A 22767-nucleotide genomic window follows, 5' to 3' on the forward strand; every position below is an offset into this window, starting at 1 on the left:
TAACGGGGCCTTTCGGGCTTTCTGCCGCCGTGGGGGCAGCGCGGCGGGCCCTGCGCCTAGTCGGCGAGGGCGCGGTGCGCGCGGGTGGTGCTGGCGGTCGGGGCGGGTTAGAGGGTGTCGGTGGCGGGGATGCGGCCGAGGACCGGCACGGGCCGGAACCCCTCGCCGAAGCCGGTGCCGATGCGGTGGCCGTGGAGACGGCCGAGTGTTTCGGCCATCGGGCCGAAGTGCTCGGCGATCGGTTGGGACTCGTGCGCGAGCAGGGCTTTGATCTTGGTGTGGTGGTAGTCAGTGGTGTCGATGACCACCGGCAGGTCGAGGGGGCGGCCGTGCTGGTCGAGGTTGTTGTAGCTGTCGCAGGTGTAAACCCGCCCGGGTCGGCCGGTGGCGATCACGACCTCAGGCAGCGCGCCGAGGACGACGCCTGAGGCGTGGCGGTGGTCGGGGTGCACGTCGTCTGCGGGGTGGGTGATCACCACGTCGGGGCGCAGCTCGGCCAGCAGCGCGGCGACGGTGGCGATGGTCATGTCGGGCAGCAGGTGCAGCCGGGCTCCGAGGACGTCGGCCCCGGCGGCGGCTTCGCCGTCGCGGACCGGGTCGCTGGCCGGCACGGCGATGCTGGTTCGCCAGCCGAGGTGTGCGTGCCGGCACAGGGTGCCGCCGGCCCAGAGTTCGGCGTCGTCGGCGTGGGCCATCACCGTCAGCAGGTGCCCGTGCCGGGTCACCACAGCTCCAGCCTCTCCAGGACCTCCCGGGGGGTGGGCAGCGGATCGCTGGCCATCCCGGTCGGGGCGATCGGCAGGTCCATGTCGACGGTCAGGCGGATCATGTCGCGCCACTTGAGCGCCGTCTCGAACTGCTCGGCCACCCTGCGGGCGCGTCCCGATTCCAGCCGTCCGGAGTCGCGGAGGTCTTCGAGGGTCAGGCCGCCGGCCAGGAGGGTCGCGGCGGTTTTGGCCCCGATGCCGTGCACCCCGGGAATCTCGTCGGCCGGGTCGCCCATCAGCGCGCGGAAGTCCGCCCACTGCGCGGGCGTGACGCCGTGGCGTTCGAGGACGGCGGCCTCATCGACCAGGCGTTGCCCGTCCCGGAACCGGGGGTTGAGGACCCGGACCCGGCCATCGGTGGTGATGAGCTGGTAGTAGTCACGGTCCCCGGACATGATGATCACCTGCCGGGGGGCGGGGGTCGCGTGCACGAGCGTGGCGATCACGTCGTCGGCCTCTGCGTGATCGAGTTCGACGCGGGCGATGCCGTGGGCGTCCAGGCCCCGGTACACGTCCGGCAGGAACGTCAACGGCAGCAGGGACGCCTCATCGGTGGGTCGGCTGGCCTTGTACCCGGGGTGTTCCTCCTTGCGGGAGGCTCCGCCGTTCTCGCCGTCGAAGGCGACGATCACTTCCGGGCTCCCGCCCGGCACCTCCTTGTTGATCGCCACGCGCAGCAGGGCGAAGAACGCGAACGTTCCGGTCAGCAGCCGGGTCCTGTCGGCGGAGTACACCGCAGCCGGGAAGCCGAACGTCCCGCCGTAAAGCAGGTGGTGGCCGTCGACGAGCAGCAGCGGCGGACCGCCGGGCATATTGGTCGCGGGCATGGGGATGGGCAGCGCGGGCTGGAGCGACACCGGGACGGCGCTCATCAGCTCACCTCACCTTCGACAGGAGTTGGTCAGCGATATGCGCAGGCCGATAGTCCCGAGAGCGGTAGTAGCCAGCCTGTGATGCAGCCCCATACGCTACCGGATCGCTCAACAGCGCCCCGGCGGCGCGCCACAGCCCTTCGGGCCCGTCGGCCGGGTCCACCAGCACCCCGCCGTCGCCCACCAGCGCGGGCAGGTTGCCGATCGCGTAGGCCACGACCGGTGTTCCGCCGGCCATCGCCTCCAGGGCCACCAGCCCGAACGTCTCGGCGAGCGACGGCACGATGACAACCGCGGCCTGCGCCAGCCAGCCGGGCACGATCTTCCACGGCAGGGCGGAGAGCACCGCGACGCCCGGGGACTGGCGGGCCAGGTCCATGCACAGCTCGCGGACGCGGTCCTGACTACCGGGTTGCAACTCGAACGCCGCGTCGGCCAGGGCAACCTCCACGCAGCCGGCGAACTCCGCCGGCATCGCGGCGAGCAGGTCCGTGACACCCTTCTCCGGCCCCAGGCGGGCCATGATCCGGGTCGGTGCGGCGACCCGACGGGCGTCGCGAACGCCCGGGGCCGCCGGGTCCGGCTCGTACAGCAGCGCGTTGGGCAGCACCTGCCAGCCGCAAACGTCGTGCCCGGCAAGTACGGCTTGGTCGATGACGACCGGCGACGGTGCCAGGACCGTGTGCGGGGCCCGGTCGAGGGCGGCGCGCACGTCGGCGCCGTGTCCGAGGACGTGCGCGGCCAGAACCCGCCGGTCGGGTGCCTCCTGCGGCATGATCATGCCGAGGCCCCACAGGGCGTCGACGTACACGGCGACGTCGACCTGCCAGTCCCGCATGATCTCGACCAGCTCGGCCTGGATCGCGGCCGTGTTCGCGGTGATCGCGTCCCGCAGGTGCTCGTCGTCGCACGGGAAGGCGACCGGCAAAGACCACAACCGCAGCAAGTACGCGCCCGCGAACATCGACGTGGACACCGGCGCCGCGGTGAGGATCAGGGCGCGGTGCCCGAGTTCGACCAGGCCGGCGCAGGACGCGGCGACGGCGCGTTCCATGCCGGCGGGGGCGTCGGGGTGCCAGGAGACGAGGACGAACGCGACGGTGGTCATGAGCGGGCCACCGAGGGGACGACGAGGGTTTCGGTGACGGTGCCGGCGGGCAGGCTGTCCTCCCAGGGGAAGTGTGTCCAGTCGTCGGTGTCCCACAGCCACAGGTCCGGCCCGCCGGGCTGGTCGCGGTTGGCGACGTTGCGGCACAGCACGGCCGTGTGCAGGGTCGCGCCGGGTGCGAGGTGGCGGCCGATCTGCGGGATGAGGGTGCCCATGGTGGCCCCGGAGCCGTAGATGTCGTCCACCAGCAGCACCGCTCCGCCGAGGAGGTCGCCCTGGAGTTGGGCGATCAGCGGGCCGAGGTCGCAGGTGACGTCTCCGGTGGCCTGCTCGTACAGGCCGTTGGTCGCGTTGTGCTTCGCGCCGACGGTGTAGGCGCGGGCGCCCAGGGTGTGGGCGATGTGGGAGGCGGGTGCCAGGCCGCCGTTGCTGATCCCGATCACCGCGCTGATGGTCCCGAGGCGGGCGGCGGCAGCCGCCAGGCGCTGGCAGCCGTCGGCGAACGCCTCGGAGGTGACGACCAGGACGCGGTCCCCGCGAAACACCCGCTCGACCGTGGCGGGCTCGGCGGCGTGTCGGCCGGTCATGCCGCACCGTCCCTTCCTGCGAGCATCAGGTCCCCGGGCACCGTCAGCTGCTTCAACGACCCGATGGACAGGGCGCCGCGCCCGTTGCGCCAGACCTGTCCGTCGGCGCGAACGACGCTGAACCCGGCCGCGTTGCGCCGGGTGCGCAGCCGGACCGACAGCCCGTCTGGCAGGGCCAGGCCGTTGAGGAGGGCTTGGGCTCCGTGGTCGGAGACCATCTCCTGCTCGGCGAGGTCGACCGCGGAGCCGATCGGCAGGAGCTGGAGGAACGTCAGCCCGCCCGCCCCCAGCTCGTGCGCGAGGTCGATCATGGCTTGGGCGTGCCGACCGGTGGTGTTCATCAGCACCATCTGCATCTGCACCCGCAGCCCTGCGTCGACGGCCGCCCGCACCCCCGAGCACGCGCGGGCGAACGAACCGGCACCCCGGAGTCGGTCGTGATGTTCGGACGTGGGCCCGTCGAAGGACACCCGGACCGCGTCGACGGTCTCGGCGAGGCGGTTGACCCACCGAGTCAGGTACCAGCCGTTGGTGGTGACCGACACGGCCGCGTGCCCGCCCTCGCGGATGGTGCGGGTCAGGCCCGGCAGGTCGCGCAGCAGCAGTGGTTCCCCGCCGGAGATGTCCACGCCCAGTACCTCAGAGCGGGCCAGGACATCGGCGACGGCCGCGCGGCCGTGCTTGTCGAGTTCCGGGACGGTGGTGTCGTCCAGGCAGTGCGGGCAGTGCAGGTTGCACCGCACGATCGGCGACCAGCACACGCTCATCGGCATCAGCCGTACCACCAGGTCGGGGGTGGCGAGCGGCCAGCCGGCCACCTCCGCGTCCTCCAGGTCTACCCGCCCGTCGGGCACGGTCCCCGGGGCGAAGTGGGTCTGCGCGGTGGCCGGGTCGTGTACGAGACCTCCGGCCGCGCCGAACACACGTCTGGTCATCGCAGGTCCTCCGTCTCTGTGAGCAGCCGCGCCCCGGTGGCGGCGAACTCGCCCGCCTTACCGGTCGGGGCGGGCAGGGTGAGCAGGTGCCGGTAGTGGGCGATGCGGGCGGCGGCGGTGGCGAACTTGGCCTGCCACGCCGCGTCGGCGTCCGGCGGGTCGATGTGCCAGCCCCGCGCCTGGCGCAGCGGGACGATCTTGCAGCCGGCGGCGGCCAGGGCCGCGCCCAGGTGGGTGTCCTCCGAGCCCCACCCGTCGGGCCCGAAGCCCGGGTCGAAGCCGCCGACGTCGGCGACCTTCGCGCGGGGTACTGCGACCAGGGCGGTGACCAGCATCCGGGGCAGGTCCCAGTCGAAGTAGGCGCGGCCGTTGCCGAGGTCGCGGAAGTCATCGGTGTCGTCCAGCGGGTGGCCGACGAGCGGAGCGGTGTAGACCTGCCCGGAGTAGAACATGGGCTTACCGACCGGCGGTTTCCAGAGCACCCGGTGGTCGGCGGCCAGGTCCGGTTCCAGGCCCGGCACGATGGGCGTGTCGTCGCGGCCCCGGCTGTATGGCACGTTCTGCCGGAAGCCCACCAACACCAGTTCGGGGTGTGCGCGCACGGCCATGTCGGTGAGCACGTGCGGGGCGATGACCATGTCGGCGTCGAGGTAGATCACGGTGGGCCAGGTCGCCAGGAACGTGCCCAGGTTGCGGGCGGCGGCCGGTCCCCGCTTCTGCGGGAAGCGCATGACCCGGTCAACGGCGCGGTGCTTGGCTGCGATGCGGCCGGTGTCGTCGGTGGAGGCGTCATCGACCACGATCACCTCCACCCGGGTCTGGAGGTGGCGGCGGGCGTCGAGGGCGTCGAGGACGGCCGGGAGGCTGTAGTCATTGTTGTGGGCGGGGATCACCACCGACACCCCCGTGCCTTCGCCGGCCTCCGGCGGGGTCGGGGTGTGCCAACCCAGGCGGGTGCGCGCGGTGAACGCGGTGGTGTGGGGCCGATGGTCGTTGTCGCGGCCGGCGAGCACGTCGGCGAGGCTGGTCACGGCCACCCCCAGCCGTCGAGGACGGCGGCGGCCTGTGGCCAGCCATGGGCATGGTCGTGCACCCAGTGCAGCTGGGGCCGGGCTGGATGGGCGAGCAAGTCGGCCAGCAGCACCAGGTACAGCGGTTCGGCGATGACCAGCCACTCGGTCACCGGCGCCCCCGACTCCTCCGCCGCCAGTTGCTCGCGGACCAGGGGTCGCAGCTGTACCGCACGGTCGGCGTCGAGGGGCCGGTCGTACGGCAGCAGGAGTTCGTCCGCGCCGATCAGGCCGTGTTCGGCCGACAGGATCCGCACCCGCGACCGCAGCGCCGGTTGTCCGCCGAGCCGGGCGCGCAGCGGTGGGACGGCTCCGCCCTGGTAGAGGTCGAGCGCCGGCACGGGGTGCGTGGTGAACGTCTTCTCCGCCGAGCAGGCCACGATGCAGCGGCGGCCGGCGAGGTGTCCGAGCGAGGTCACGCCGCCCTCACCACCCGCAGCCCGATCCCTTCGGAGCACAGCTCCGAAGGGGCGGCGTTGAGGAACGTGGTGCGCGCATACAGCGGACGGGACGCGAACGACCCGCCGCGGACCTGGTGCCCGCCGCCCGGCACAGCGCTGGCCGTCCATTCCCAGACCAGCCCGGCCATGTCCAGAAGACCCAGCGGGGTGGCCCCGTCGGGGTGGGCGGCCACCGGACCGGGCACGTCCAACGGGAGGTCCCCGCCGGACAGGCGGGCGTGCCGGCTGGTCCAGTCCCGCTCTCCCCAGGGCCAGGGCCGGCGCCTCGGCCCGGAGGCGGCCCATTCCCACTCGGTGACCTTCGCCAGCCGGCCGCCGAGGGCTGTGGCGAGGGCGGCGGCGGAGGCGTGCGACAGGCCGGTGACCGGCCAGTCCGGCTCCCCGACGCCGCCGATCTGCGCGTTGGTGACCGGCGTCGCCGTCCACCACAGGTCAGCGACCGGGCGGGGGGTGGCGTTGTCGCCGTAGAGGCAGACCCCGCCGGGTACGCGGATCCAGCGCAGCGGCGAGCCGAGCGCGGTTTCTGTGATCATCTCCGGCCTCATCCGTCGATCAGGAACAGGTCTTCGATCAGCGCGTGCGCTGGCGGGCGGATGCGGCTCTTGCGCGCGTTGGCCGCGAGCCCCACGGCGGCGAGGGCCGCTGTGACCTGCTCGAACGCGGCCACCGCCGCCGGCTCGTCAACGCTGAACACCGCGTAGTTGTCGGCGAACCGCACCACCCGAAGCCCCGCCAGCTGCTCATCGACCCGGGACAGGCGCAGGTGGAACACCACCGGCCACACCCCCGATCCCGGCATCAGCGGTGACGGCAGCCCGGTCAGGGCGGTGCGGAACCGGTCCAGGAACGCCCCGTCGGCAACGTGCGCGGCCAACCAGTCGACCAATTCGCCCACGTCGCCGCCGGCCGACGCGCCGGCCACGTCGAGGTCGGTGACCCACGCGAAGCCGTCCGCGCGATGCCGGGCGGCCTGGCGCAGCGCGGTGACCCGGCTGCGGCGCGGCCGGTACGCCGACACCCAGTCGGCCAGCACCCGCGTCTCCAGGACCCCGGCGAGCGCCTGGCGCATCGCCCGGTGCACCACCCGGTCCGTCACCGTCGGCAGCACGGCGGTGAATACCTTGCCGGTGTAGGCCGGGATCTCCACCAGCCGCATCGGTCCCGGCTGCCACGTCCCGGCCCGCAGCGCCTGGCCGAGGTCGGCCAGGCGGTGGTGCAGGTCCACCCGGAAGGCCCGCCAGGTCATGCCGTCCGCGCCGGGGCCGCCGGCCCGCCGCATACACAGCCGCGCCGCCCGCAACAGGTGGCGGGGCTCGACCAGCCACGGCATCAGCGAATGCGCCCGGGGCGCCGGTTGGGGTATGGTGTGTCCAACCTGGACGGCAGGAACGATCCCGCCCGACAGCTCTTTCGGGCCGATTTCCTGCACACGCGGCCCCGTAGAGCGGGAAAGACGGCCCCGTCCAGGCCCGTCGGCGACGCTGAGTTCAGCGGCCACGTTCATCACCCCACAGGCGCACGTGCAGCCGGTCGGACAGGTGATATCCCCGCTCCGCCGCTACCTCCCCGAGACGGACTAGTCCCCGGTCGATCGCGGCCACGGTGGTGCCCTCCGGCATCAGCCACACCTCCCGCAGCCCGTGCTCGGCCACGAGCGCGTCGACCTCCGCCAGTTCGTCCAACTCGGAGATGACGAACTTGAATCGGCCGCCGTGCCTGGTCAGCGCCCGCAGCGCGCGGGGCACGATGCGCTTGCGAGCAGCCGACACGCCGAACCGCGACAGCTTGGGGCTGACGTTGAACGAGACCAGCCCCGCCAACTCGGGATCGGGGACCAGGGTGCCGTTCGTCTCGATCTCCACCCGCCGACCAGCCTCCACGAGCCCGCGGACCAGGGGGGTGAGGTTGTCCTGTTGGATCAGCGGCTCCCCGCCGGTGATCACGACCAGGCCGGGGGCGTGCCGGGTCAACCAGTCCAACAGGACGTCGACGCCGATGCGGCGGCTCTGCTCCCGGGCGTCGAAGCGCGTCCAGTCCCACGTGTAGGGCGTGTCGCAGTTGGCGCAGTCGAGGTTGCAGCGCGACAGGCGCAGGAAGCCCGCGACCTGACCCGCGGACGGCCCTTCCCCTTGCAGCGTCGGTGTGAACCCCTCCGCCACTAGCAGACCCCCGTCGCCGATGGGGTGGTCGGCCGCCGGCAACTCCAGGCGGATCATGACGGCACCACGTGGTACGTCGCCGAGCTGGTCGCGGTCTCCATCACGGTGACCGAGCGCAGGAGCCCGTCCAGGTGCGGCGGGGCGGCGTCGATGAACCAGCCGGCCAGGTACTTCGCCAGCCGCTCGCTCGTCGGCTCGAACGACAGCACGGTGTTGAGGTCGCGGTGGTCGAACGCGGCGGCGAGGTAGCTGCCGAAGAACGCCAACTCCCCGAAGTCGGCCACGAACCCGGGCCCCGTCAACTCCTCCGACCCAAGTTCCACGCGCACCCGGTAGCTGTGCCCGTGCGGGCGGGAACACTGGTGCTCGGGAGGAAGGCTGGTGAGGCGGTGGGCGGCCTCGAACCGGAACTCCTTGCTGATCGTGTACACCTACACCACCCCCGCCATGCCGGCCGCGTACCGGGTTGGGTCGGTGACGCCGGCCAGGGCGAACGCCTCGCGGCGCTCGGTGCAGGTGCCGCAGGTGCCGCAGTGCACGTCACCGCCCCGGTAGCACGACCAGGTGTCTCCCAGCGGCACGCCCAGCTCCGCGCCGAGTGCCACGATCTGGCCTTTCGTCGCGCGCAGGAACGGGGCCAGCACCGCGAACCCAGCGGGGAGGAAGCCTTCGTTGGCGGTGGTCGCCGACCAGGTGAACGCCGACAGGAACACCGGACGGCAGTCCGGGTAGATCGGGTGGTCGCCCGCGTGCGCGCCGAACACCACCGCCTGGATCTTGCGCGCGACGGCCAGGCCCACGGCGATGTCGAGCATGATCGCGTTGCGGTTCGGCACGACCGTGGCCGTCATCTGCTCGGCGGTGTAGTGCCCGTCAGGCACGTCCACGCCCCCGTCGGTCAGCGCCGACCCGGACAGGATCGCGCCCAGCCCCGACAGGTCCAGCACATGGTGCACGGCGCCGAGACCGGCCGCCACCCGGCGGGCGTGGTCGAGTTCCACCCGGTGGCGCTGGCCGTAGTCGAACGACAGCAGCGTCACCTCTGCGCCCCGCTCGCGCAGCCAGTAGGCGGCCACCGTCGAGTCCAGCCCGCCCGACGCGATCACCACCGCCGACTCGGGCGCGGGCGTCTCCTCCGGCCATACCAGTGCCGCGGTCACAGCGACCACTCCGCGCTGATCGTGCCGGCCAGCGCCAGGAACTCCCCGCGCACGGTCCGGTCCTCCAGCAGCGTGCCCCGGTAGGCGGAGGTGACGGTGGTGGTGCCGTGCGCGCGGGCCCCCCGTTCGGTCATGCACAAGTGCACGGCGCTGGCGACAACCCCGACACCGGGGGTGGCGAGGTTGTCGTCCAGCCAGCCGGCGATGCCGGCCACCAGGTCCTCCTGGACCTGCGGGCGCCGGGAGAACAACTCCACCAGGCGGGCGATCTTCGACAAGCCCAACAAGCGCTCGCCCGGGATGTAGCCGACGTGGGCGACGCCGATGAACGGGAGCATGTGGTGGGCGCACAGCGACGTGAACCGGATCTGCCGTTCGATCACCAGCTCCCGGTTGCCGCCGCTGTTCGGGAACGTGGTCAGTTCCGTGTCGCGGGGGGTGAGCATTTCCAGGTAGGCGTCCGTCATCCGCTCGGCGGTGCGCTCGGTGTGCTCGCCGTCGAGCGGTACCCCAAGCGCGGCCAGGAACTCCGCCGCGGCCTCCGTCGCCCGGGTCCGATCTCGACCGCCGAGGCGACTATCACCGGCCGAGTACACGTGCACGCCGCGCTGATCTGGGCGTGTGAGCAGGTCAACCATGCCGTCTCCTAGGTGTTGGTGGTCGGACTTACTGGATGTGCAGCGGGCCGAGGGCCGCCACGTGCAGGAACACGCTCCGGCGAGCCACTGCCTCGCCGTGCTGGTCGAGCTGGTAGACCTCGAAGCTCGCCCAGCCGCTGACGCTGGAGCGCCGCTCCACCGCCTTGATCACCCGGACCCGCATGGCGAGCCCCGTGAACTGCGGAGACGCCTCGCGGTCCAGGATCAGAACGTCCCCCGGTTTCGGGGTCCACTTGGTTGGAGCAGCCGCAGCCATCGGTGCCTCTTTCGTCCGAGGGTGAGCGCGCGGCTAAGGCCGTGCGCTCTCCCTGATCACCCATGCGGCGCGGAGTCCAGTCACGCACCGCTGGGGAGCCGGTGAGATTCATCAGTCGGACTGTCAGGTCAGTCCGTCGCCACGGTCACGTGGACCACGGCGACGAACCGGCGGTCACCGGTCGTCGGCCGCAGCCGCAGCGGACGGGCACGCCGAGGCCAGCGGGCACACCCCGCACCGGGGGTCTCGGGTCGTGCATACCGCGCGGCCGAGCCAGATCAACAACTCACTGACCAGCGCTATGTCCCCGATCCGGGCCAGACGGCCAGCCGCAGTCTGTACGTCGTGCCGGCCGCTGGGTTGGCGCGACAGCAGGCCGAGGCGGGTACAGATGCGCAGCAGAGCGGTGCGGGTCGGCATGGCGATCCGCGAGCCGGTGGCCGCGATCACGACGCGCGGCGCGGTCGCCATGTTGACGTGGGGCAGCGTGGCGACCTCCGCCAGCAGATTCCGATCGTCGGCCACCAGCTTGGCGAGACCGTCGTCATCCCCGACGACGCCCAAGAGGGCCTGAGCCACCAGCCGCAGCCGCCGAACATTCTCCCCGGACACCGCCCCCGTATCAGGAAGAGCCGCCAGTCCGGCTAGCGTCAGCCCGCCCGAGGCGGCCACCACAGCATCAAACGGGACCTGGGTCCTGCCGGGCGCACGCCCGGACACATCGAAAGCCGCCAGGACCAGCATCTCCAGCGGCGGAGCCGCCATCAACACCACGCCCTGGCACTGCTCCCGCAACACCGCGAGACCCGGGTACCGGTCGAGATCCAGCCCGCCAACCTGGAGGGTGAACATCGCCTCCAACCGCTCGCGCACCCCGTCGCGTGCCGCGTCGAAGAAGAACTCCAGCGACCGGCCCGCCGCCGCGACCTTCACAGGTACCGGCCGCCCGCCCACGTACACCAGCCGCCGCCAGCGTCCAGCCTCCACCGCCCGCCACGGAGCCGCCGCTAGCTGGCATTCCATCGTCGTCGCCAGATCCACCGCAGCCGCGAAGTCGAGCACCAGTTGCGGCCCAGCGTCCGGTCCGGTCAGCGTTTGCGCCGTCGACGGGCGGGGCGGTGGTGCGGCACCACGCCTGCGGAGCGTGGCCGGCACAGGGATAGTGGTCTTCACCTGTATCTCCTGACGTTGGCCGGAGGGGCTGTGAGAGTCACGCTCCTCAGAAAAGGCGGAGGTTCCCCGGAGAAAACACGGAATTTTCCCGGACTGCCCTCCACCGCCGCGTTCCCGGCGGAGCAATCGCCACGACTCAAGATCGACAATTGCCACTGCGGGCCTGTGGCCTGGGTCTCACCTTCCCGGTACGGTGGGTGCTCGGGTAGATGCACGCAGTTCCAAAGGAAATTTGGAACATGTGGAACACCGGGGGTGACTCGTGACCGGGGATACTTTTGGCGAGGCGCTGAGAGCCCGCAGGGCCGCGCAGGGGTTGACCCAGCGCGCTCTGGCGAAGCTCGCGTTCATTGCCGCGAGCCGGGTCAACGAGTACGAGGGCAAGGGGCTCCGGCCGACGATCGACAACGCCAAGGCCCTAGACGACGCGCTTGGGGCGGGAGGTGAACTCCTCACGCTGGCGGAGCGTATGCACGAGGATCGGCGCTTGCGGGTCGTCAGTACGGTGCCGTTCAATGTGTACAGCTATGCCGCTTTGTCGCAAACTTTGCTGACTGGCAATGGTGGGGAGGGAAGTCCCGTGGACCGTCGACAGGTACTCGCGCTCGGTGGTGCCGTGGCAGGTTTCGGCGCGCTCGCGCCAGGGCTCGGCATGGAAACCGCCCGACACAGCCTCAACCTCGCCCTCGCCGAAGACCGGGCTCGGGCCGGCACTGACGAGTGGCACGAGATCATCCGCGACTACGGGTATGACTATTTCTCACAGGCGCCCGCTGACCTGCTCGATTCGTTGTGGATCGACAACTTCGGCATCCAGGTTGCTGCCCAGAATGCTGGAAGCGACACGGAGCGCAACGAACTCCGACGGGTCGCGGCTACGCTCGCCGCACTGATCGCCATGACGATGGCGAACCTGGCGAACCTGACCGAGTCGCGGCGCTGGTGGCGCACCGCCCGGACCTTGGCCGAGGCATCTGGAAACGTCGATACCGAGCTGTGGGTACGCGGACGGCAGATCATCCGCGCCCTGTACGAGCAGCGTCCCGTCGACGCGATCATCCGGCTGGCCGACGAGAGCATGGCCCTCGCCTCGCACGGCAGCCCCCAGGCGGTCACCGAGCTGACGAGCGGGCGGGCGCAGGCGCTGGCCCTCGCCGGCCGCCACGACGAGGCCCTATCCGCCCTCGCCACGGCCGAGTCGCTGATGCACACCCTGCCGGCCGACGCGGTGGACGAGTCCCCGGACCGTGAGTCCGTCCTGATCTGGCGAGAGAACCGCTACCGCTTCACCGCGAGCTACGTCTACTCCCACCTCGGGATGCTCGCCGAGGCCGGCGAAGCCCAGGACCAGGCTCTGCGCACCTACTCGCGCACCTACCACCGCGGCCCCGCCCAGATCGAACTCCAGCGGGCGCTGTGCATGGTGCGCGCCGGAGACGCCGCAGGTGGCGCCAAGCACGCCCAGACGGTGCTGAACAACCTTCCCCGCCGCGACCACATCCGGCCCGTGGTCGACCTCGGATACAGCGTCCTGCACGCCGCCCCACGCGAGACCCGCAGCGTCGGCGCGGTCGCAGACCTTGACCACTACCTCAACGTCCACGCCGCGATCACGGCCTGACCGACCAGGACAACCCCATGGCCGACCCCTCCCTCACGCTCGCCCGGTACGCCGCCGAAGACGCGCTGAACCTCCGTGACGTGCTGGAGGACATGTACGAGGCGACACACCTCGACGTCGCCGACAACCCGTTCTACAGCCGGGAGCAGTTCTGGCGGAGGCTGGTCGACTGGTACGCGCCCGCGCCCGGCTTCGCCTTGGTCGTCGCCTCGCTCGACGGCGAGCCGGTCGGTTTCGCGTTCGGGTGCACTCGCCCCGCAGACCGGGCCGCCGGCCTGTGGGAGCAGGTCAGCGCGTCAGAGGCGGACATCGAGATCCCGGCGAGCCCGCAGCCGGTGTTCGTGTTCAACGAACTCGCCGTCCGCCCGACAGCACAACGACACGGCGTTGGCCGGGCCCTGCACGACGAACTCCTCCGTGACCGGCCCGAGCTGATCGCCACCCTCACCGTGCGCCCGAACAACCCGGCGCGGGGCTTCTACGGGCACTGGGGGTGGGCGAAGGTCGCTGAGGTCGTCAACACGGGCTTCCCCGTCTTCGAACAGCTGGTCCTAGATCTGCACCACCGGCCCGAACCGGCCCGGCTGGAGCTGGACCTGCGCCGGTACGGCGCGGCCGGCGCGCTGGCGCTGCGCGAGGAGATCTTGAACGTCTACGTCACCTCCCACGCCGACATGCAGCACGACCCGTGGTTCGGGCCGGAGGCGTTCTGGGACCGGTTGGAGACCCTGTACGCGCCGGGCCGTGACTTCGAACTCGTCGCCGGCTGGCGGGATGGCACTCTGGTCGGCTACGCCTTCGGTAGCCCCCGCGACCGCGACCTTGCCGACCTGTGGGCCGAGATCCGCGACGCAAACCTCCCCGTCGAGTTCCCCGCCAGCCACGGGCCGGTGTACATCTTCCGGGAGTTCGCCGTCCACCCCGACCACCAGAAGCGCGGCTACGGCAAACAGATCCACGACGAACTCCTCCGCACCCGCCCCGAGGCCGCCGCGAACCTCTTGGTCCGCCCAGACAACCCCGCACGCGCCGCCTACACCCGCTGGGGCTGGCTCCAGTTCGGCACCAAGCAGCCGTTCTCCGACTCTCCCGTCATGGACAACATGGTCAAGCCCCTGCCGTAGATCCAGATAGGCTCGGCCCGTGCTGATTGACTCCCTGGACGTCGACCAAGGCAAAGTCGACCTGGACCGGTGGCCGTATACCGTGCCGGCGGTCCGCCAGCTCACGGAGGAGGGGCTGGAGTTCCGCCGGCCGATCACCGTGCTGGTAGGTGCGAACGGGTCGGGGAAGTCGACGGTGTTGGAGGCCATCGCCGAGCGGTATGGCCTGGACGCCTCCGGCGGGCACGGTGGCCGGGCGCGGGCGAACGTGTGGGGTAAGAGCCTGCTCGGGGACGCGATGCGCCTGTACCGGACCCGGGAGGGCAAGGGGTTCCGCGGGGCGGGGGCGAAGGGGTTCTTCCTGCGGGCCGAGACCGCGCACGAGGTGTTGGCGTGGGCGACGGGTCGGGAGATCCCCGGCTACGGGGACAGCCCGTCGTGGGAGGTCAGCCATGGCGAGTCCTACCTACAGGCCATCACTGGCCGTTTCTCGGGAGCGGGCTTGTACCTGCTCGATGAGGCGGAGGGCCCGCTGAGTTTCGAGGCGACGTTGCAGTTGCTGTTCCGGCTGGTGGATCTGGCCGCTGAGGGCGCGCAGGTGATCTATTCGACGCACTCGCCGCTGGTCGCGGCGCTGCCCGGCGCGCAGGTTCTGGAACTCGGCGCGCACGGGATCCGCGATGCGGCGTGGGAGGACCTGGAGATGGTCGGCCTGTGGAGGCGGTTCCTGGCCGCGCCGGGCCGGTTCTTCACCGAGTAGCCAGCCGGCCCGCGACCGTGCTGGCGTGTGCGCGGAGGGCCGGTTCCAGGTCTGCGTGGTCGCCGTGTTCGATGTGCGATAGCAGCCGGGCGGCTACGAGGAGTTGGGCGACGTCGCCGGTGGGGGTGTCGAGCAGGTCGGCGAGTTCGAGGTGGACGCGGCCGGCGGTGTCGGGGAGCAGCAGGCTCGTGCACAGCAGGGTGGCCGCGTCGTAGCCGGCGGGTGCGGTGCCGAGGTTGTCCCAGTCCAGGATCTCCAGCCGGGGGCCGGTGAGGTTGCCCCAGTGCAGGTCACCGTGAGCGGTGGCCCAGTCCAGTTCGCCAGGGTCGACGTCGACGGCGAAGTACTCGCGCAGGATCGGGCCGATCTCGTCGGGGTGTTGGCGCTGCCGGCGGGTCGGGTATGCCGCGATCGTGTCGAGCGCGGCGCGCAGGTCACCCCACCAGGCCGCCCCGGTGCGCGCGGGCGCCTCGTGCAGCACCATGTCCGTGGACAGCGCCGGGCCGGTGGCGAGGTCCATCAGATCGGCGCGCAGGCCGATGTCGGGGTGGTCCGGGTCGGCCCAGGTGTGCCAGGCGTGTACGTGTGGTTTCGGGACGCCGATCTCGTCGGCGAGCTGGTCGCCGTCCCAGGTGTCGGCCACGCCCCAGCCGGGCAGGTCGTAGCGGAGCTTGAGCCAGCGTCCCGCGCCCTCGGGAGTGAGGGCGCGGGAGCCGATCGCGTGCAGGTGAGCGCCGAACGCCGGATCCCCGGCCAACTGGACGCCGAGAGCGTCAGCGGCCGATCGCAGGCGCTGGCGGAGCCATTCCCGCTGGTCAGCATCCGGATCCGGTTCGGCGGTCACCTGGCCACGCTACCCTTCCGGGCTAGTTCTTCTTGGTTTTGGGGTTACAGGTGGCCGTCGGGTTGCACTGCTTCGGTGCGCAGTCCGACCGCGGCGAGCACGGCGTACCAGGGCCCCGGTAGTTGGGCGGACAGAAGTTGCTGGCGGGGGCGCACTGCTTGGCCGGGTTGCAGCCGGTCATGGGCTGGCACCTCGGGCCGCACCCGATCGGGTTGCAGTTCGGCCCGCACGTGGGGTTGCAGCCCGTGATCTCCGGTCGGGTGGAGAACGCGGCGTCGAGGTAGGCCCGCCGTTCCGCGAGTCCTCCGGCGAGGATCGTGCCGAGGTCGTCGGTCAGCACGTTGCCGGCGGGCAGCCAGCGGGAGAACACGCACGGGAACACCGAGCCGTCGGGCAGGACCGCGCCGACTCCGGCGGTGCACTGCCCGCACAGCTGGTCGGGCGAGGCTCCCTCGGTGCGGATGCCGCGTCCAACCTGGCGGAGCTGGTCAACGCCGATGCGGCCTTCCGGCACGCCGAGCCCGGTCAGGTCGTCCACGGCCTGCCGCCAGCGCTGTTCGTCGTCCAGGTCGATCACCCCGACCCGCAAGTTGATGCCCTCGGTGACGGCGCGGGCGATGTTGTCGCGGGTCCGGCGGTGGCTGCCCCGCCGGTGGGTGATCGCGTCGTGCTGGCCCGGGTCGTCGGAGTAGTAGGAACAGGCCAGGCTCACCCCGTCGCGGGCGAACAGGTCCCACAACTCCGGGCGGATGATCAGCAGGTTGCTGAACACCTCCACCTCCAAGCCGACGTCGAGGGCGTGGGCCAGGAGCGTGGGCATGGACGGGTGCAGCGTCGGTTCGCCGCCGATGAGCTGGATCATGCGCACGCCGAGGCCGGCGGCCTGGTCGATCACCCGCAGCCAGTCCGGTTCGGCCATCATGCCGTGGGTGCCGTTCGGGCCGGAGTCTGCGTAGCAGTGCCCGCAGGTCTCTTGGCACTTGCCGGTGATCTCCAGCCACAGGAATTGCAGATCGGTCCGGCTCGCGCCGGTGAAGTCGTTCACGATGCCTCCTTGTTCAAGAGCACGTCGGGACGCTCTCCCTCCACCCTGGACCGCATCGACGCAGGCCACTACGGTGGGTGTGCGCGTGATTGTCCGGATGAAACGCGGGGGCGGGAATGGCAAAACACGGAGAAAACACGGATTCTCAAGCCCCCGCTGGACTGAAGACGGAGTTGCAGCGCCTGCGCAAGGCCGGCGCGTCCGATCTCGCGGTCCGGCCCGCCCGGTACCCGTTGCTTGTCGCCGCGCTGGCTCGCCGCGCCGGCCCGGCTCCGGCGGAGGCAACGGGCCGGTTCGGCTACTTCGCGTCCGCGTTCGCCGCCGTCGTGGCCGAGCTTCCTGAAACGCTCCGCGAACCGGCGGCGGTGCTGTTCCACGCGGGCCGGGGCGGTGCGCTCCCGGTGCTCAACGACCGGCGCCGGGCCGCCGACCGTGCCTTCACCGGCAACGGGTACTCCCGCAGCCCGGACACGATCCAGCGGTACCTGGAACACGACGCGCTCGACCCGCACCTGCTCACGATCCTGTCCGACTCCGGCACGGACGTCTCCGAGGTGCCGCCGGAGCCCGTCGACGCCGACGGCTGGACCGAGGACGACGGTTCCGGATCGCTCGCTGACGGGGTGCGGCACGCGGCGGCGACCTGGCGCGGGGACCTCCTCGGGCACCGCCCGGCGTCGACCCTGACCGGGCCGCACGCGAGTGCACCGGTCTGGAACTGGGAGAACCCGCCCGATGATCTCGACGTGTCCAGCATCGGCCAGCGCCCGGTGAACGCGGAAGACGTCGAACGCCTGGTCCGGGCACGCGGGCTGTACCAGGAGATGTACCGGCGGGTCGGGGGTGTGCCGACCCGGCCGCGGATCGTCGCGCTCCTCAACGCGCAGGTCGCCCCGCTACTCCGCAGCGCCTACGACGACCCGTTGGGACGCCGCTTGTTCCGTGCCGCCGCCGGCCTGGCCGCGTTCGCCGGAGTCTGCGCCTACGACGGCGACCTGCAACCGCTCGCGCAGCGGCACCTCCTCGCGGCGCTGCGCCTGGCGAAAGCGTCCGGCGACCGGGGGCTTGGCGGCTACGTGGTCGCGCTGCTCGCCAACCAGGCCCTGTACCTCGGAGACTGCCGGCTGGTGGTGCAGTACGCCAGCTCCGCGCTGCGGGCCGCCGGGTCCGGGCTCGCCCCGGCGATGATCACCGACCTGCACGCCCTCGCCGGCAAGGCGTACGCGCGGATGGGCGACGGCCGTCCAGCCCGTGAGCACCTGGCGCTGTCGGAGGCCGCCGCCAACCGGCTGGACTTCGCCACGGGGCCGGCGGAGTACAGCTACGTCGCCCCGGGCCTGGTGGCGACCCAGGCCGCCGAGGCACACCGCCGGCTCGGTGACCTGCGCACCGCCCAGGAGTACGCCGAGGAGTCCGTGCGCACCGCCCCGCTCACCCACCTGCGCGGACAGGTCCACCGCCACGGCGGCTTGGCCTTGGTCCTCGCCGCCCGGGGCGAGGCCGAGCACGCCGCCCAGGTCGGCGGGCTCATGCTCGACCGGGCCGACGGCATGGAGTCCGGCAGGATCGCCGACCGCATCGCTACCGTCGCCACCGCGCTCCGCCGCTACCGGACCGAACCGGGCGTGGAAGACTTCCTCCAGCGGGCCCGCGGGTACACCAAGTCTGACCTGTGGGCATAGCGGAAGGCGGAGCCGATGAAGTGGATCAACCACGGCGAGCGGGACCTGTTAAACGACCGGTGGGTTCACGTCACCTCCGCTGACGTCGAACTCCCCGACGGCCGCCACCTCGATCACCGGATCATCCGCACCTCAGGGCCCGGCGCCTGCGCTGTCGTCGTCCAGAACCAACACGTCCTGTTGATCTGGCGGCACAGGTTCATCACCGACGCCTACGGCTGGGAACTCCCGCACGGCAGCATCCGGGCCGGAGAGGACCCGGCCCACGCAGCCGCCCGCGAGGCCGAGGAGGAAACCGGCTGGCGGCCAGGGCCGATGCGACACCTGCTGACCGTGCACCCCTCGCCCGGGATCATGACCTCTCAACACCTGGTGTTCCGCGCCGACAGCGCCGAACACATCGGTCCACCTCGCGACGGCTTCGAGTCCGACCGGGTTGAATGGGTGCTGGTGTCGGAGTTGCAAGGGCTGGTGGAGAAGGGCCACATCGTGGCCGGCACGAGCCTGGCGGCGCTGATGTACCTGGTTGTGACCGATGCGGCTCGACCCACGAGCCAGTAGAGCACCGTCGCCTCCAAACCTGCCCTTCTCAATCTTCTGTGTGATGCCACCAGCACCAACGAGTACGCCCAGCCGCTCCAGGCGAGCGGCTTACTCTGTTGTCCATGAAGCCCGAACCTGGCGACCTCACGCTGGCAGTAGCCCGCCGGCTCGAACTCGACTGGCAATACGTCGAGCACATCGACCCCAGCGACCAGCTCAGGATCGTTGCGGTCCGTGAAGCAGGCCGTGCCGCCGGGCGCCTACTCGGCGTGCAGGTCGTGACAGGTGAGACCGACCCTGCCGCCCGTGAGGACGAAAAGGTGGTCGTGTACGTCGCGGTCACCTCAACCTCAGATCCTCAGGACCAGGAACGGCTGGACCAGCGGATACGTCTCTTCGCCGACACGGTTGCCGAGCTACCCGCACACCGAGGATGGCCGGGCGAGGGCCTGTCCGTACCCGACGGTCCAGCCCAAACCTAGGCAGCTCGCCGCTGGGGTGACGACCGTCCGGCGGGCGTGGTTCCCCGACGTCCCCGGCGGGGCTTCTGCACCCGGAAGCACAAAATCAGGATCGGTGGGACCAGCAGGCAGTCCTGCTCGCCGAGACTCTGAACGACCTGCCCGCACGCCAGCGCTGACCGGCAACGGGCCGGCGTGACGCCGCGTACCGCGAGCAGGTCGTTGTGATCACTGGCTCTGCAGGGTGATGCCCTGGTCTGCCGCGGCGAGGAGCAGATCGCGCAGTTCCTGGCCGGTGTCGAGGTTCAGGCGCAGGAAGACCCGGTCGCGGTCGTCGATGCCGGATGTCACCTGCAGACCGGCGGCGGTCAGCTCCGCGACGAGCTGATCGGCTCGATCGCTCGCCAGCTTGAAAGCCGCCCGCGCATGCTGGCGTGCCGCGTTCTTCGCCAGCCGGCTCCGGTGTGCATTGAGGTGCAGGCCGCACATCTGCGCGTCGCGCTGTTCATCCGTCGTCAGTCGCGTTCCGCAGACCCGAGTCGAGCCGACCCCTGCCTTCCCCGGTGGCGTGACCAGGACCGGGCAGGCTGGTGTGCTCGTCAAATCGTCAGCCATCTCTGCGCGCCTTCCTTCGTTCGATCGTGCCATCGTGTCAGGGTCGGCGAGTGGACACATGTCCACCGTAGGTGAGCGCCGACAAGCACCTTGGCTTCCGCCGTCTCTAGACGTCGGCCGCACCGTGACCGGCACTGCCCCCGGACACCGTGCTCCCGCGGATCGAGTGTGCGGTGTCCGGGGTGGCGCCGGGGGCGGCTACACGGTGTTGATGTTCATCGGGCGGGTAGGCGGTGCGGTGGTGGCGGTCGGGGCGGCCATGGCCTCGGTCAGGCTATGGCCCTCCAGCGGTGCGGCGTCCGGCGTCGCGGCGGCGGTTCGGGCTATGCCGGCTGTGGCTGCCTGGCCGGGCGCGTCCGGTGGGCACGGTTGCCCCGGTGCCCCCAGGTCACCTTCTCCGTCCGCAGGCAATCCCGCAGGTGCCGGTCGGAGCAGCCGATAGCCAGTGCGGCTTCCACCTGTGTCAGCGTTGGGCGGTCGGCGCGCAGCGCCAAGGCTCGCGCGACGATCTCCGGCGCGGACAACTCCGGCCGCACCGGATCCTCGACCGCGTCTTCATCTGCCGGATCGCCATCACCGGGTGTTCCGGCAGCCGACGCCGAAGCCGGGGCTTCCGGCAGCGGCGCAGTGGGCGGTTCGGGAGCTTCCGGCAGCACAACTACCGCTGCCGGATCGACCTTCGGAGCCGAAACGGACGCTACCGGTGGTGCCGGAACGACAGGGCGCGTGGTCTGGCCTACCGGCACGCCGCCGGAGCTACCAGCGAGCGCTGCGGTGAGCATGGCGACCACAACGTCGTAAATGGTCTCCATCCGCCACAGGATCACTGAATACAGGCATGACACGACGACCATGAGGACGATGCTGCGCTGGATCAGGCCGGATGCGAGCAGGTGGGCCAGGGACTGGGTCGCGGACATCAGCAGCAGCGCGAGCGTCACGTCCAGCTTGTTACGGGACTTGAACGCCGCGCTGGTATAGATCAGCAGGAGCAGCGGCGCGAACCAGGCCAAAGGCGGGTAGGTGCCCACCTCGACCATCAGGTGCTGCTCGCCGGGGGCGGTCAGGGCGGTGGCCGCGACCAGCGCGACCCAGCGGCCGTAGACGATGATCGGGGGCACGGGCAGGGTGCTAGCGTCAGCGGTGCGCAACGGAACTCCTGGGCTAAAGGAGAGTTCTGGGGCGTGGCCTCGGGGTGTTAGCGCACCCCGGGGCGCCCCATTGGGAAGTTCGGTCACTGTACCGCGCCGCATCCACCGTTCCGGCACACGTTTCCTGAGTGGAGCGTCACATGCCGGATCAACCGTCCGAAGCCGGAACGCCGACACCACAACGGCTCTGCCGGCACCTGCCGCCGCGGCGTTCCGGAACGCGAACAGCGCCAGCCCGAAACCGGAACACCTTCCGGAAGGGCGCCGCCCTCTCGGGCATCCGGAAGGGATGGGCTCGACCTACGCGCGTACCCGCACGAGGCCGTGCAAGCACAGCAGCCCGAACTCCAGGTGCGGGCCGAGCCAGGCCGTCTCGCTACCGCCGTCGTCGTTCGGCGGGGTCGCGGTCCAGTCCACCAGCGACGCCCACGCCCGCAGCACCGGGGCAACGTCCGGCCCCAGCCACCGGCCGCCCACTCTGCCTCGCGGCGCGTCGTGCCCCGCCGCGGCGAGCATCGAGATCAGCTCGCCCTCCAGTGCGGCCAGGGCGGCGCGCCGGGTCTCGTGGTCCCGGGAGGCCAGCGCCTCGGCGCGGTCTGCGAACCAGCTGGAGATCCCCTCCGCAGTGACCGCACCTGGACCGCCCGGCTCGCCGGCGCCGAGAGCGTAGACCGCCACGGCCACCATTGCGGTCAGGATGTCCTGGCCCGGGTCGGTGCCGACGAGTTCCCGCCACCGGCCGCGCTCGGCGACCAGTTCGCCAGCCCGCGCGCACGCCACCTGCCACGGGCCGCGGTCGCCGGCCGCCAGCCTCGTCATCCGGTCGGCGAGCGTTGTCGGTGCGAGTACCGCCGGAGCGTTCGTCATGCCGTGCAGGCTACCGGCCGAAGCCGGCCGCGGGAGAGCGTGACCATCAAGACCAGGCCGGCGTTGAGCCTCGGGGCGGTCGCGGCTCGTTGTCCGGTGAGCGGTTGCGCAGTCACCGCGACCGCCCGCCTCGCACCCAGCCTGCCGTTAGGGCAAGCCGCGGAGTGCCCTGCAGCGGCGTCTCAGCGCGGACTGGATCTGTGGCTTCCTTCGTCCCCGGCAGGCCATTATGCGGCACCCGGAGCCACGCGCAACTCCCGGAAAGAACGCCCGGGAGTTGCGCGCGGCGCCACCGGGTACCGCCTAACGACCTTCTTGCCGGGGTCGGCGGAAGAAACGGACGCGGCCAAGTGGCCCCTGTCTCGCACCGGCCCCGCGATCACACCAGCTCTGGGAGGAACCCCGCCATGTCCAGCACCACCCGCACCAGCAAGCTCACCCCGCACGCCGTCACCGACGAGGACGCGCTGAACCGGATCTGCGCCATCATCAACCGCGACACCACCGCCGCCGACGCCCGCGCCGCCGTCGCCCAGATCATCGCCAGCACCGGCCGCCCGGTCCTCCCCGTCTGCCAGATCACCGCCCGGGTCGAGCCCGGCGAGTACGAACTGCCGTGCGCGATCGTGGACACCGGCGTCCAGGGCGTCACCGTCACCGTCCACCAATCCCTGATCCGCTCCACCGGCATCAACATCGAGATCGACACCGACAGCGACGCAGAGCTGGAGACACTGACCGTGCAGCTCAACGACGGTTTGATCTTCGGAAAAGAGCAGCACACCAATTGACTTTCACGCTTAAGTAGGGTATCTTTGAATTGTTCGAGGGAACGGGACGGCAACCCGCCCCCCGAGCACCAGGAATC

At 71.1% G+C, this 22767-nt stretch carries 27 protein-coding genes; 7 read left to right on the top strand and 20 right to left on the bottom strand.

Annotated features, from left to right (window positions below; genetic code table 11):
- Positions 1-107 precede the first annotated feature (107 nt).
- From IW245_RS32795 to IW245_RS32865, 15 genes are all read right to left on the bottom strand, one after another.
- Positions 108-728, bottom strand: a complete 621-nt coding sequence (locus tag IW245_RS32795) for a PIG-L deacetylase family protein (RefSeq protein WP_233472690.1) — start codon at positions 726-728, stop codon at positions 108-110.
- Positions 722-1639: a 5'-3' exonuclease gene (locus IW245_RS32800; RefSeq protein WP_231399015.1), complete on the bottom strand. Its 918-nt coding sequence runs from the start codon at positions 1637-1639 to the stop codon at positions 722-724. Before IW245_RS32800 ends, IW245_RS32795 begins: the two co-directional genes overlap by 7 nt.
- A 4-nt stretch (positions 1640-1643) precedes the next feature.
- Entirely contained in the window at positions 1644-2747 is a 1104-nt protein-coding gene (locus IW245_RS32805; protein ID WP_197006984.1) for a glycosyltransferase family 4 protein, read from the bottom strand.
- Positions 2744-3334 carry a phosphoribosyltransferase gene (locus IW245_RS32810; protein ID WP_197006985.1) on the bottom strand — a complete coding sequence of 197 codons (591 nt, stop codon included), beginning with the start codon at positions 3332-3334 and terminating at the stop codon, positions 2744-2746. Before IW245_RS32810 ends, IW245_RS32805 begins: the two co-directional genes overlap by 4 nt.
- A complete protein-coding gene (locus IW245_RS32815; RefSeq protein ID WP_197006986.1) occupies positions 3331-4269 on the bottom strand; it encodes a radical SAM protein in 939 nt (312 codons plus the stop codon). The genes IW245_RS32810 and IW245_RS32815 overlap by 4 nt, the downstream gene beginning before the upstream one ends.
- Positions 4266-5300 (bottom strand): glycosyltransferase family 2 protein, encoded by a 1035-nt coding sequence (locus IW245_RS32820; RefSeq protein WP_307788931.1) that lies wholly within the window; start codon positions 5298-5300, stop codon positions 4266-4268. Before IW245_RS32820 ends, IW245_RS32815 begins: the two co-directional genes overlap by 4 nt.
- Positions 5297-5758, bottom strand: a complete 462-nt coding sequence (locus IW245_RS32825) for a DUF6884 domain-containing protein (RefSeq protein WP_197006987.1) — start codon at positions 5756-5758, stop codon at positions 5297-5299. The genes IW245_RS32820 and IW245_RS32825 overlap by 4 nt, the downstream gene beginning before the upstream one ends.
- Positions 5755-6333 carry a formylglycine-generating enzyme family protein gene (locus tag IW245_RS32830; protein ID WP_231399016.1) on the bottom strand — a complete coding sequence of 193 codons (579 nt, stop codon included), beginning with the start codon at positions 6331-6333 and terminating at the stop codon, positions 5755-5757. Before IW245_RS32830 ends, IW245_RS32825 begins: the two co-directional genes overlap by 4 nt.
- Before the next feature lie 8 nt (positions 6334-6341).
- Complete coding sequence (locus IW245_RS32835) at positions 6342-7130, bottom strand: reverse transcriptase domain-containing protein (RefSeq protein ID WP_197006989.1); 789 nt, start codon at positions 7128-7130, stop codon at positions 6342-6344.
- Positions 7131-7287: 157 nt separating this feature from the next.
- Positions 7288-8016 carry a 7-carboxy-7-deazaguanine synthase QueE gene (locus tag IW245_RS32840; RefSeq protein ID WP_197006990.1) on the bottom strand — a complete coding sequence of 243 codons (729 nt, stop codon included), beginning with the start codon at positions 8014-8016 and terminating at the stop codon, positions 7288-7290.
- Positions 8013-8390, bottom strand: coding sequence for a 6-pyruvoyl trahydropterin synthase family protein (locus tag IW245_RS32845; protein WP_197006991.1), 378 nt, complete (start codon positions 8388-8390; stop codon positions 8013-8015). Before IW245_RS32845 ends, IW245_RS32840 begins: the two co-directional genes overlap by 4 nt.
- Positions 8391-9119, bottom strand: a complete 729-nt coding sequence (gene queC, locus IW245_RS32850; RefSeq protein ID WP_233472688.1) for a 7-cyano-7-deazaguanine synthase QueC — start codon at positions 9117-9119, stop codon at positions 8391-8393.
- Positions 9116-9757, bottom strand: a complete 642-nt coding sequence (gene folE, locus IW245_RS32855) for a GTP cyclohydrolase I (protein WP_197006993.1) — start codon at positions 9755-9757, stop codon at positions 9116-9118. Before folE ends, queC begins: the two co-directional genes overlap by 4 nt.
- Before the next feature lie 28 nt (positions 9758-9785).
- Positions 9786-10034 (bottom strand): hypothetical protein, encoded by a 249-nt coding sequence (locus tag IW245_RS32860; RefSeq protein WP_197006994.1) that lies wholly within the window; start codon positions 10032-10034, stop codon positions 9786-9788.
- Positions 10035-10208: 174 nt separating this feature from the next.
- Positions 10209-11207 carry a hypothetical protein gene (locus IW245_RS32865; RefSeq protein WP_197006995.1) on the bottom strand — a complete coding sequence of 333 codons (999 nt, stop codon included), beginning with the start codon at positions 11205-11207 and terminating at the stop codon, positions 10209-10211.
- Between the two features lie 262 nt (positions 11208-11469).
- On the opposite strand from IW245_RS32865, the gene IW245_RS32870 reads away from it, so the two are divergent.
- The 3 genes from IW245_RS32870 to IW245_RS32880 are packed head-to-tail and all read left to right on the top strand — an operon-like array spanning position 11470 to position 14691.
- Positions 11470-12828, top strand: a complete 1359-nt coding sequence (locus IW245_RS32870; RefSeq protein ID WP_197006996.1) for a helix-turn-helix domain-containing protein — start codon at positions 11470-11472, stop codon at positions 12826-12828.
- A 17-nt stretch (positions 12829-12845) separates the two neighbouring features.
- On the top strand, positions 12846-13952 hold the full coding sequence (locus IW245_RS32875; RefSeq protein WP_197006997.1) for a GNAT family N-acetyltransferase: 1107 nt from the start codon (positions 12846-12848) through the stop codon (positions 13950-13952).
- A 19-nt stretch (positions 13953-13971) separates the two neighbouring features.
- Positions 13972-14691: an AAA family ATPase gene (locus IW245_RS32880; RefSeq protein ID WP_197006998.1), complete on the top strand. Its 720-nt coding sequence runs from the start codon at positions 13972-13974 to the stop codon at positions 14689-14691.
- On the opposite strand, the gene IW245_RS32885 is transcribed toward IW245_RS32880, so the two are convergent.
- Together IW245_RS32885 and IW245_RS32890 are read right to left on the bottom strand one after the other, a co-directional pair.
- The gene (locus tag IW245_RS32885) at positions 14681-15535 is read right to left on the bottom strand and encodes a hypothetical protein (RefSeq protein WP_197006999.1); all 855 of its coding nucleotides are present in this window, start codon (positions 15533-15535) and stop codon (positions 14681-14683) included. The two genes, IW245_RS32880 and IW245_RS32885, sit on opposite strands and share 11 nt — an antisense overlap.
- A gap of 22 nt (positions 15536-15557) precedes the next feature.
- Complete coding sequence (locus tag IW245_RS32890; protein WP_197007000.1) at positions 15558-16580, bottom strand: radical SAM/SPASM domain-containing protein; 1023 nt, start codon at positions 16578-16580, stop codon at positions 15558-15560.
- A 173-nt stretch (positions 16581-16753) separates the two neighbouring features.
- Here IW245_RS32890 and IW245_RS32895 point away from each other — a divergent pair, with 173 nt between their 5' ends.
- The 3 genes from IW245_RS32895 to IW245_RS32905 all read left to right on the top strand — a co-directional run bounded on the left by IW245_RS32895 (position 16754) and on the right by IW245_RS32905 (position 19287).
- Positions 16754-18262, top strand: coding sequence for an NsdA family TPR-like regulatory protein (locus IW245_RS32895; protein ID WP_197007001.1), 1509 nt, complete (start codon positions 16754-16756; stop codon positions 18260-18262).
- Positions 18263-18277: 15 nt separating this feature from the next.
- A complete protein-coding gene (locus IW245_RS32900) occupies positions 18278-18823 on the top strand; it encodes an NUDIX domain-containing protein (protein ID WP_197007002.1) in 546 nt (181 codons plus the stop codon).
- A gap of 104 nt (positions 18824-18927) precedes the next feature.
- Complete coding sequence (locus tag IW245_RS32905) at positions 18928-19287, top strand: hypothetical protein (protein ID WP_197007003.1); 360 nt, start codon at positions 18928-18930, stop codon at positions 19285-19287.
- Positions 19288-19494: 207 nt separating this feature from the next.
- Here IW245_RS32905 and IW245_RS32910 read toward each other — a convergent pair whose 3' ends face one another.
- The 3 genes from IW245_RS32910 to IW245_RS32920 form a co-directional block, all read right to left on the bottom strand.
- Entirely contained in the window at positions 19495-19881 is a 387-nt protein-coding gene (locus tag IW245_RS32910; protein WP_197007004.1) for a hypothetical protein, read from the bottom strand.
- A 323-nt stretch (positions 19882-20204) separates the two neighbouring features.
- Positions 20205-21002, bottom strand: a complete 798-nt coding sequence (locus IW245_RS32915) for a hypothetical protein (RefSeq protein ID WP_197007005.1) — start codon at positions 21000-21002, stop codon at positions 20205-20207.
- Positions 21003-21332: 330 nt separating this feature from the next.
- On the bottom strand, positions 21333-21899 hold the full coding sequence (locus IW245_RS32920; protein ID WP_197007006.1) for a hypothetical protein: 567 nt from the start codon (positions 21897-21899) through the stop codon (positions 21333-21335).
- 407 nt (positions 21900-22306) lie between these two features.
- Between IW245_RS32920 and IW245_RS32925 the strand changes: the two genes are divergently transcribed.
- The gene (locus tag IW245_RS32925) at positions 22307-22690 is read left to right on the top strand and encodes a hypothetical protein (RefSeq protein WP_197007007.1); all 384 of its coding nucleotides are present in this window, start codon (positions 22307-22309) and stop codon (positions 22688-22690) included.
- The last annotated feature ends 77 nt before the right edge of the window (positions 22691-22767 follow it).

Source organism: Longispora fulva, from assembly GCF_015751905.1.
Classification (GTDB): Bacteria; Actinomycetota; Actinomycetes; order Mycobacteriales; family Micromonosporaceae; genus Longispora; species Longispora fulva.

Excerpts from the sequence above, each read along its gene's own strand:
- folE (WP_197006993.1), bottom strand. The coding sequence starts at position 9,757 with ATGGTTGACCTGCTCACACGCCCAGATCAGCGCGGCGTGCACGTGTAC.
- IW245_RS32840 (WP_197006990.1), bottom strand. The coding sequence starts at position 8,016 with ATGATCCGCCTGGAGTTGCCGGCGGCCGACCACCCCATCGGCGACGGG.
- IW245_RS32810 (WP_197006985.1), bottom strand. The coding sequence starts at position 3,334 with ATGACCGGCCGACACGCCGCCGAGCCCGCCACGGTCGAGCGGGTGTTT.
- IW245_RS32900 (WP_197007002.1), top strand. The coding sequence starts at position 18,278 with ATGAAGTGGATCAACCACGGCGAGCGGGACCTGTTAAACGACCGGTGG.
- IW245_RS32835 (WP_197006989.1), bottom strand. The coding sequence starts at position 7,130 with ATGCCGTGGCTGGTCGAGCCCCGCCACCTGTTGCGGGCGGCGCGGCTG.
- IW245_RS32925 (WP_197007007.1), top strand. The coding sequence starts at position 22,307 with ATGTCCAGCACCACCCGCACCAGCAAGCTCACCCCGCACGCCGTCACC.
- IW245_RS32875 (WP_197006997.1), top strand. The coding sequence starts at position 12,846 with ATGGCCGACCCCTCCCTCACGCTCGCCCGGTACGCCGCCGAAGACGCG.
- IW245_RS32910 (WP_197007004.1), bottom strand. The coding sequence starts at position 19,881 with ATGGCTGACGATTTGACGAGCACACCAGCCTGCCCGGTCCTGGTCACG.
- IW245_RS32805 (WP_197006984.1), bottom strand. The coding sequence starts at position 2,747 with ATGACCACCGTCGCGTTCGTCCTCGTCTCCTGGCACCCCGACGCCCCC.
- IW245_RS32830 (WP_231399016.1), bottom strand. The coding sequence starts at position 6,333 with ATGATCACAGAAACCGCGCTCGGCTCGCCGCTGCGCTGGATCCGCGTA.
- IW245_RS32860 (WP_197006994.1), bottom strand. The coding sequence starts at position 10,034 with ATGGCTGCGGCTGCTCCAACCAAGTGGACCCCGAAACCGGGGGACGTT.
- IW245_RS32905 (WP_197007003.1), top strand. The coding sequence starts at position 18,928 with ATGAAGCCCGAACCTGGCGACCTCACGCTGGCAGTAGCCCGCCGGCTC.
- IW245_RS32800 (WP_231399015.1), bottom strand. The coding sequence starts at position 1,639 with ATGAGCGCCGTCCCGGTGTCGCTCCAGCCCGCGCTGCCCATCCCCATG.
- IW245_RS32815 (WP_197006986.1), bottom strand. The coding sequence starts at position 4,269 with ATGACCAGACGTGTGTTCGGCGCGGCCGGAGGTCTCGTACACGACCCG.
- IW245_RS32920 (WP_197007006.1), bottom strand. The coding sequence starts at position 21,899 with ATGACGAACGCTCCGGCGGTACTCGCACCGACAACGCTCGCCGACCGG.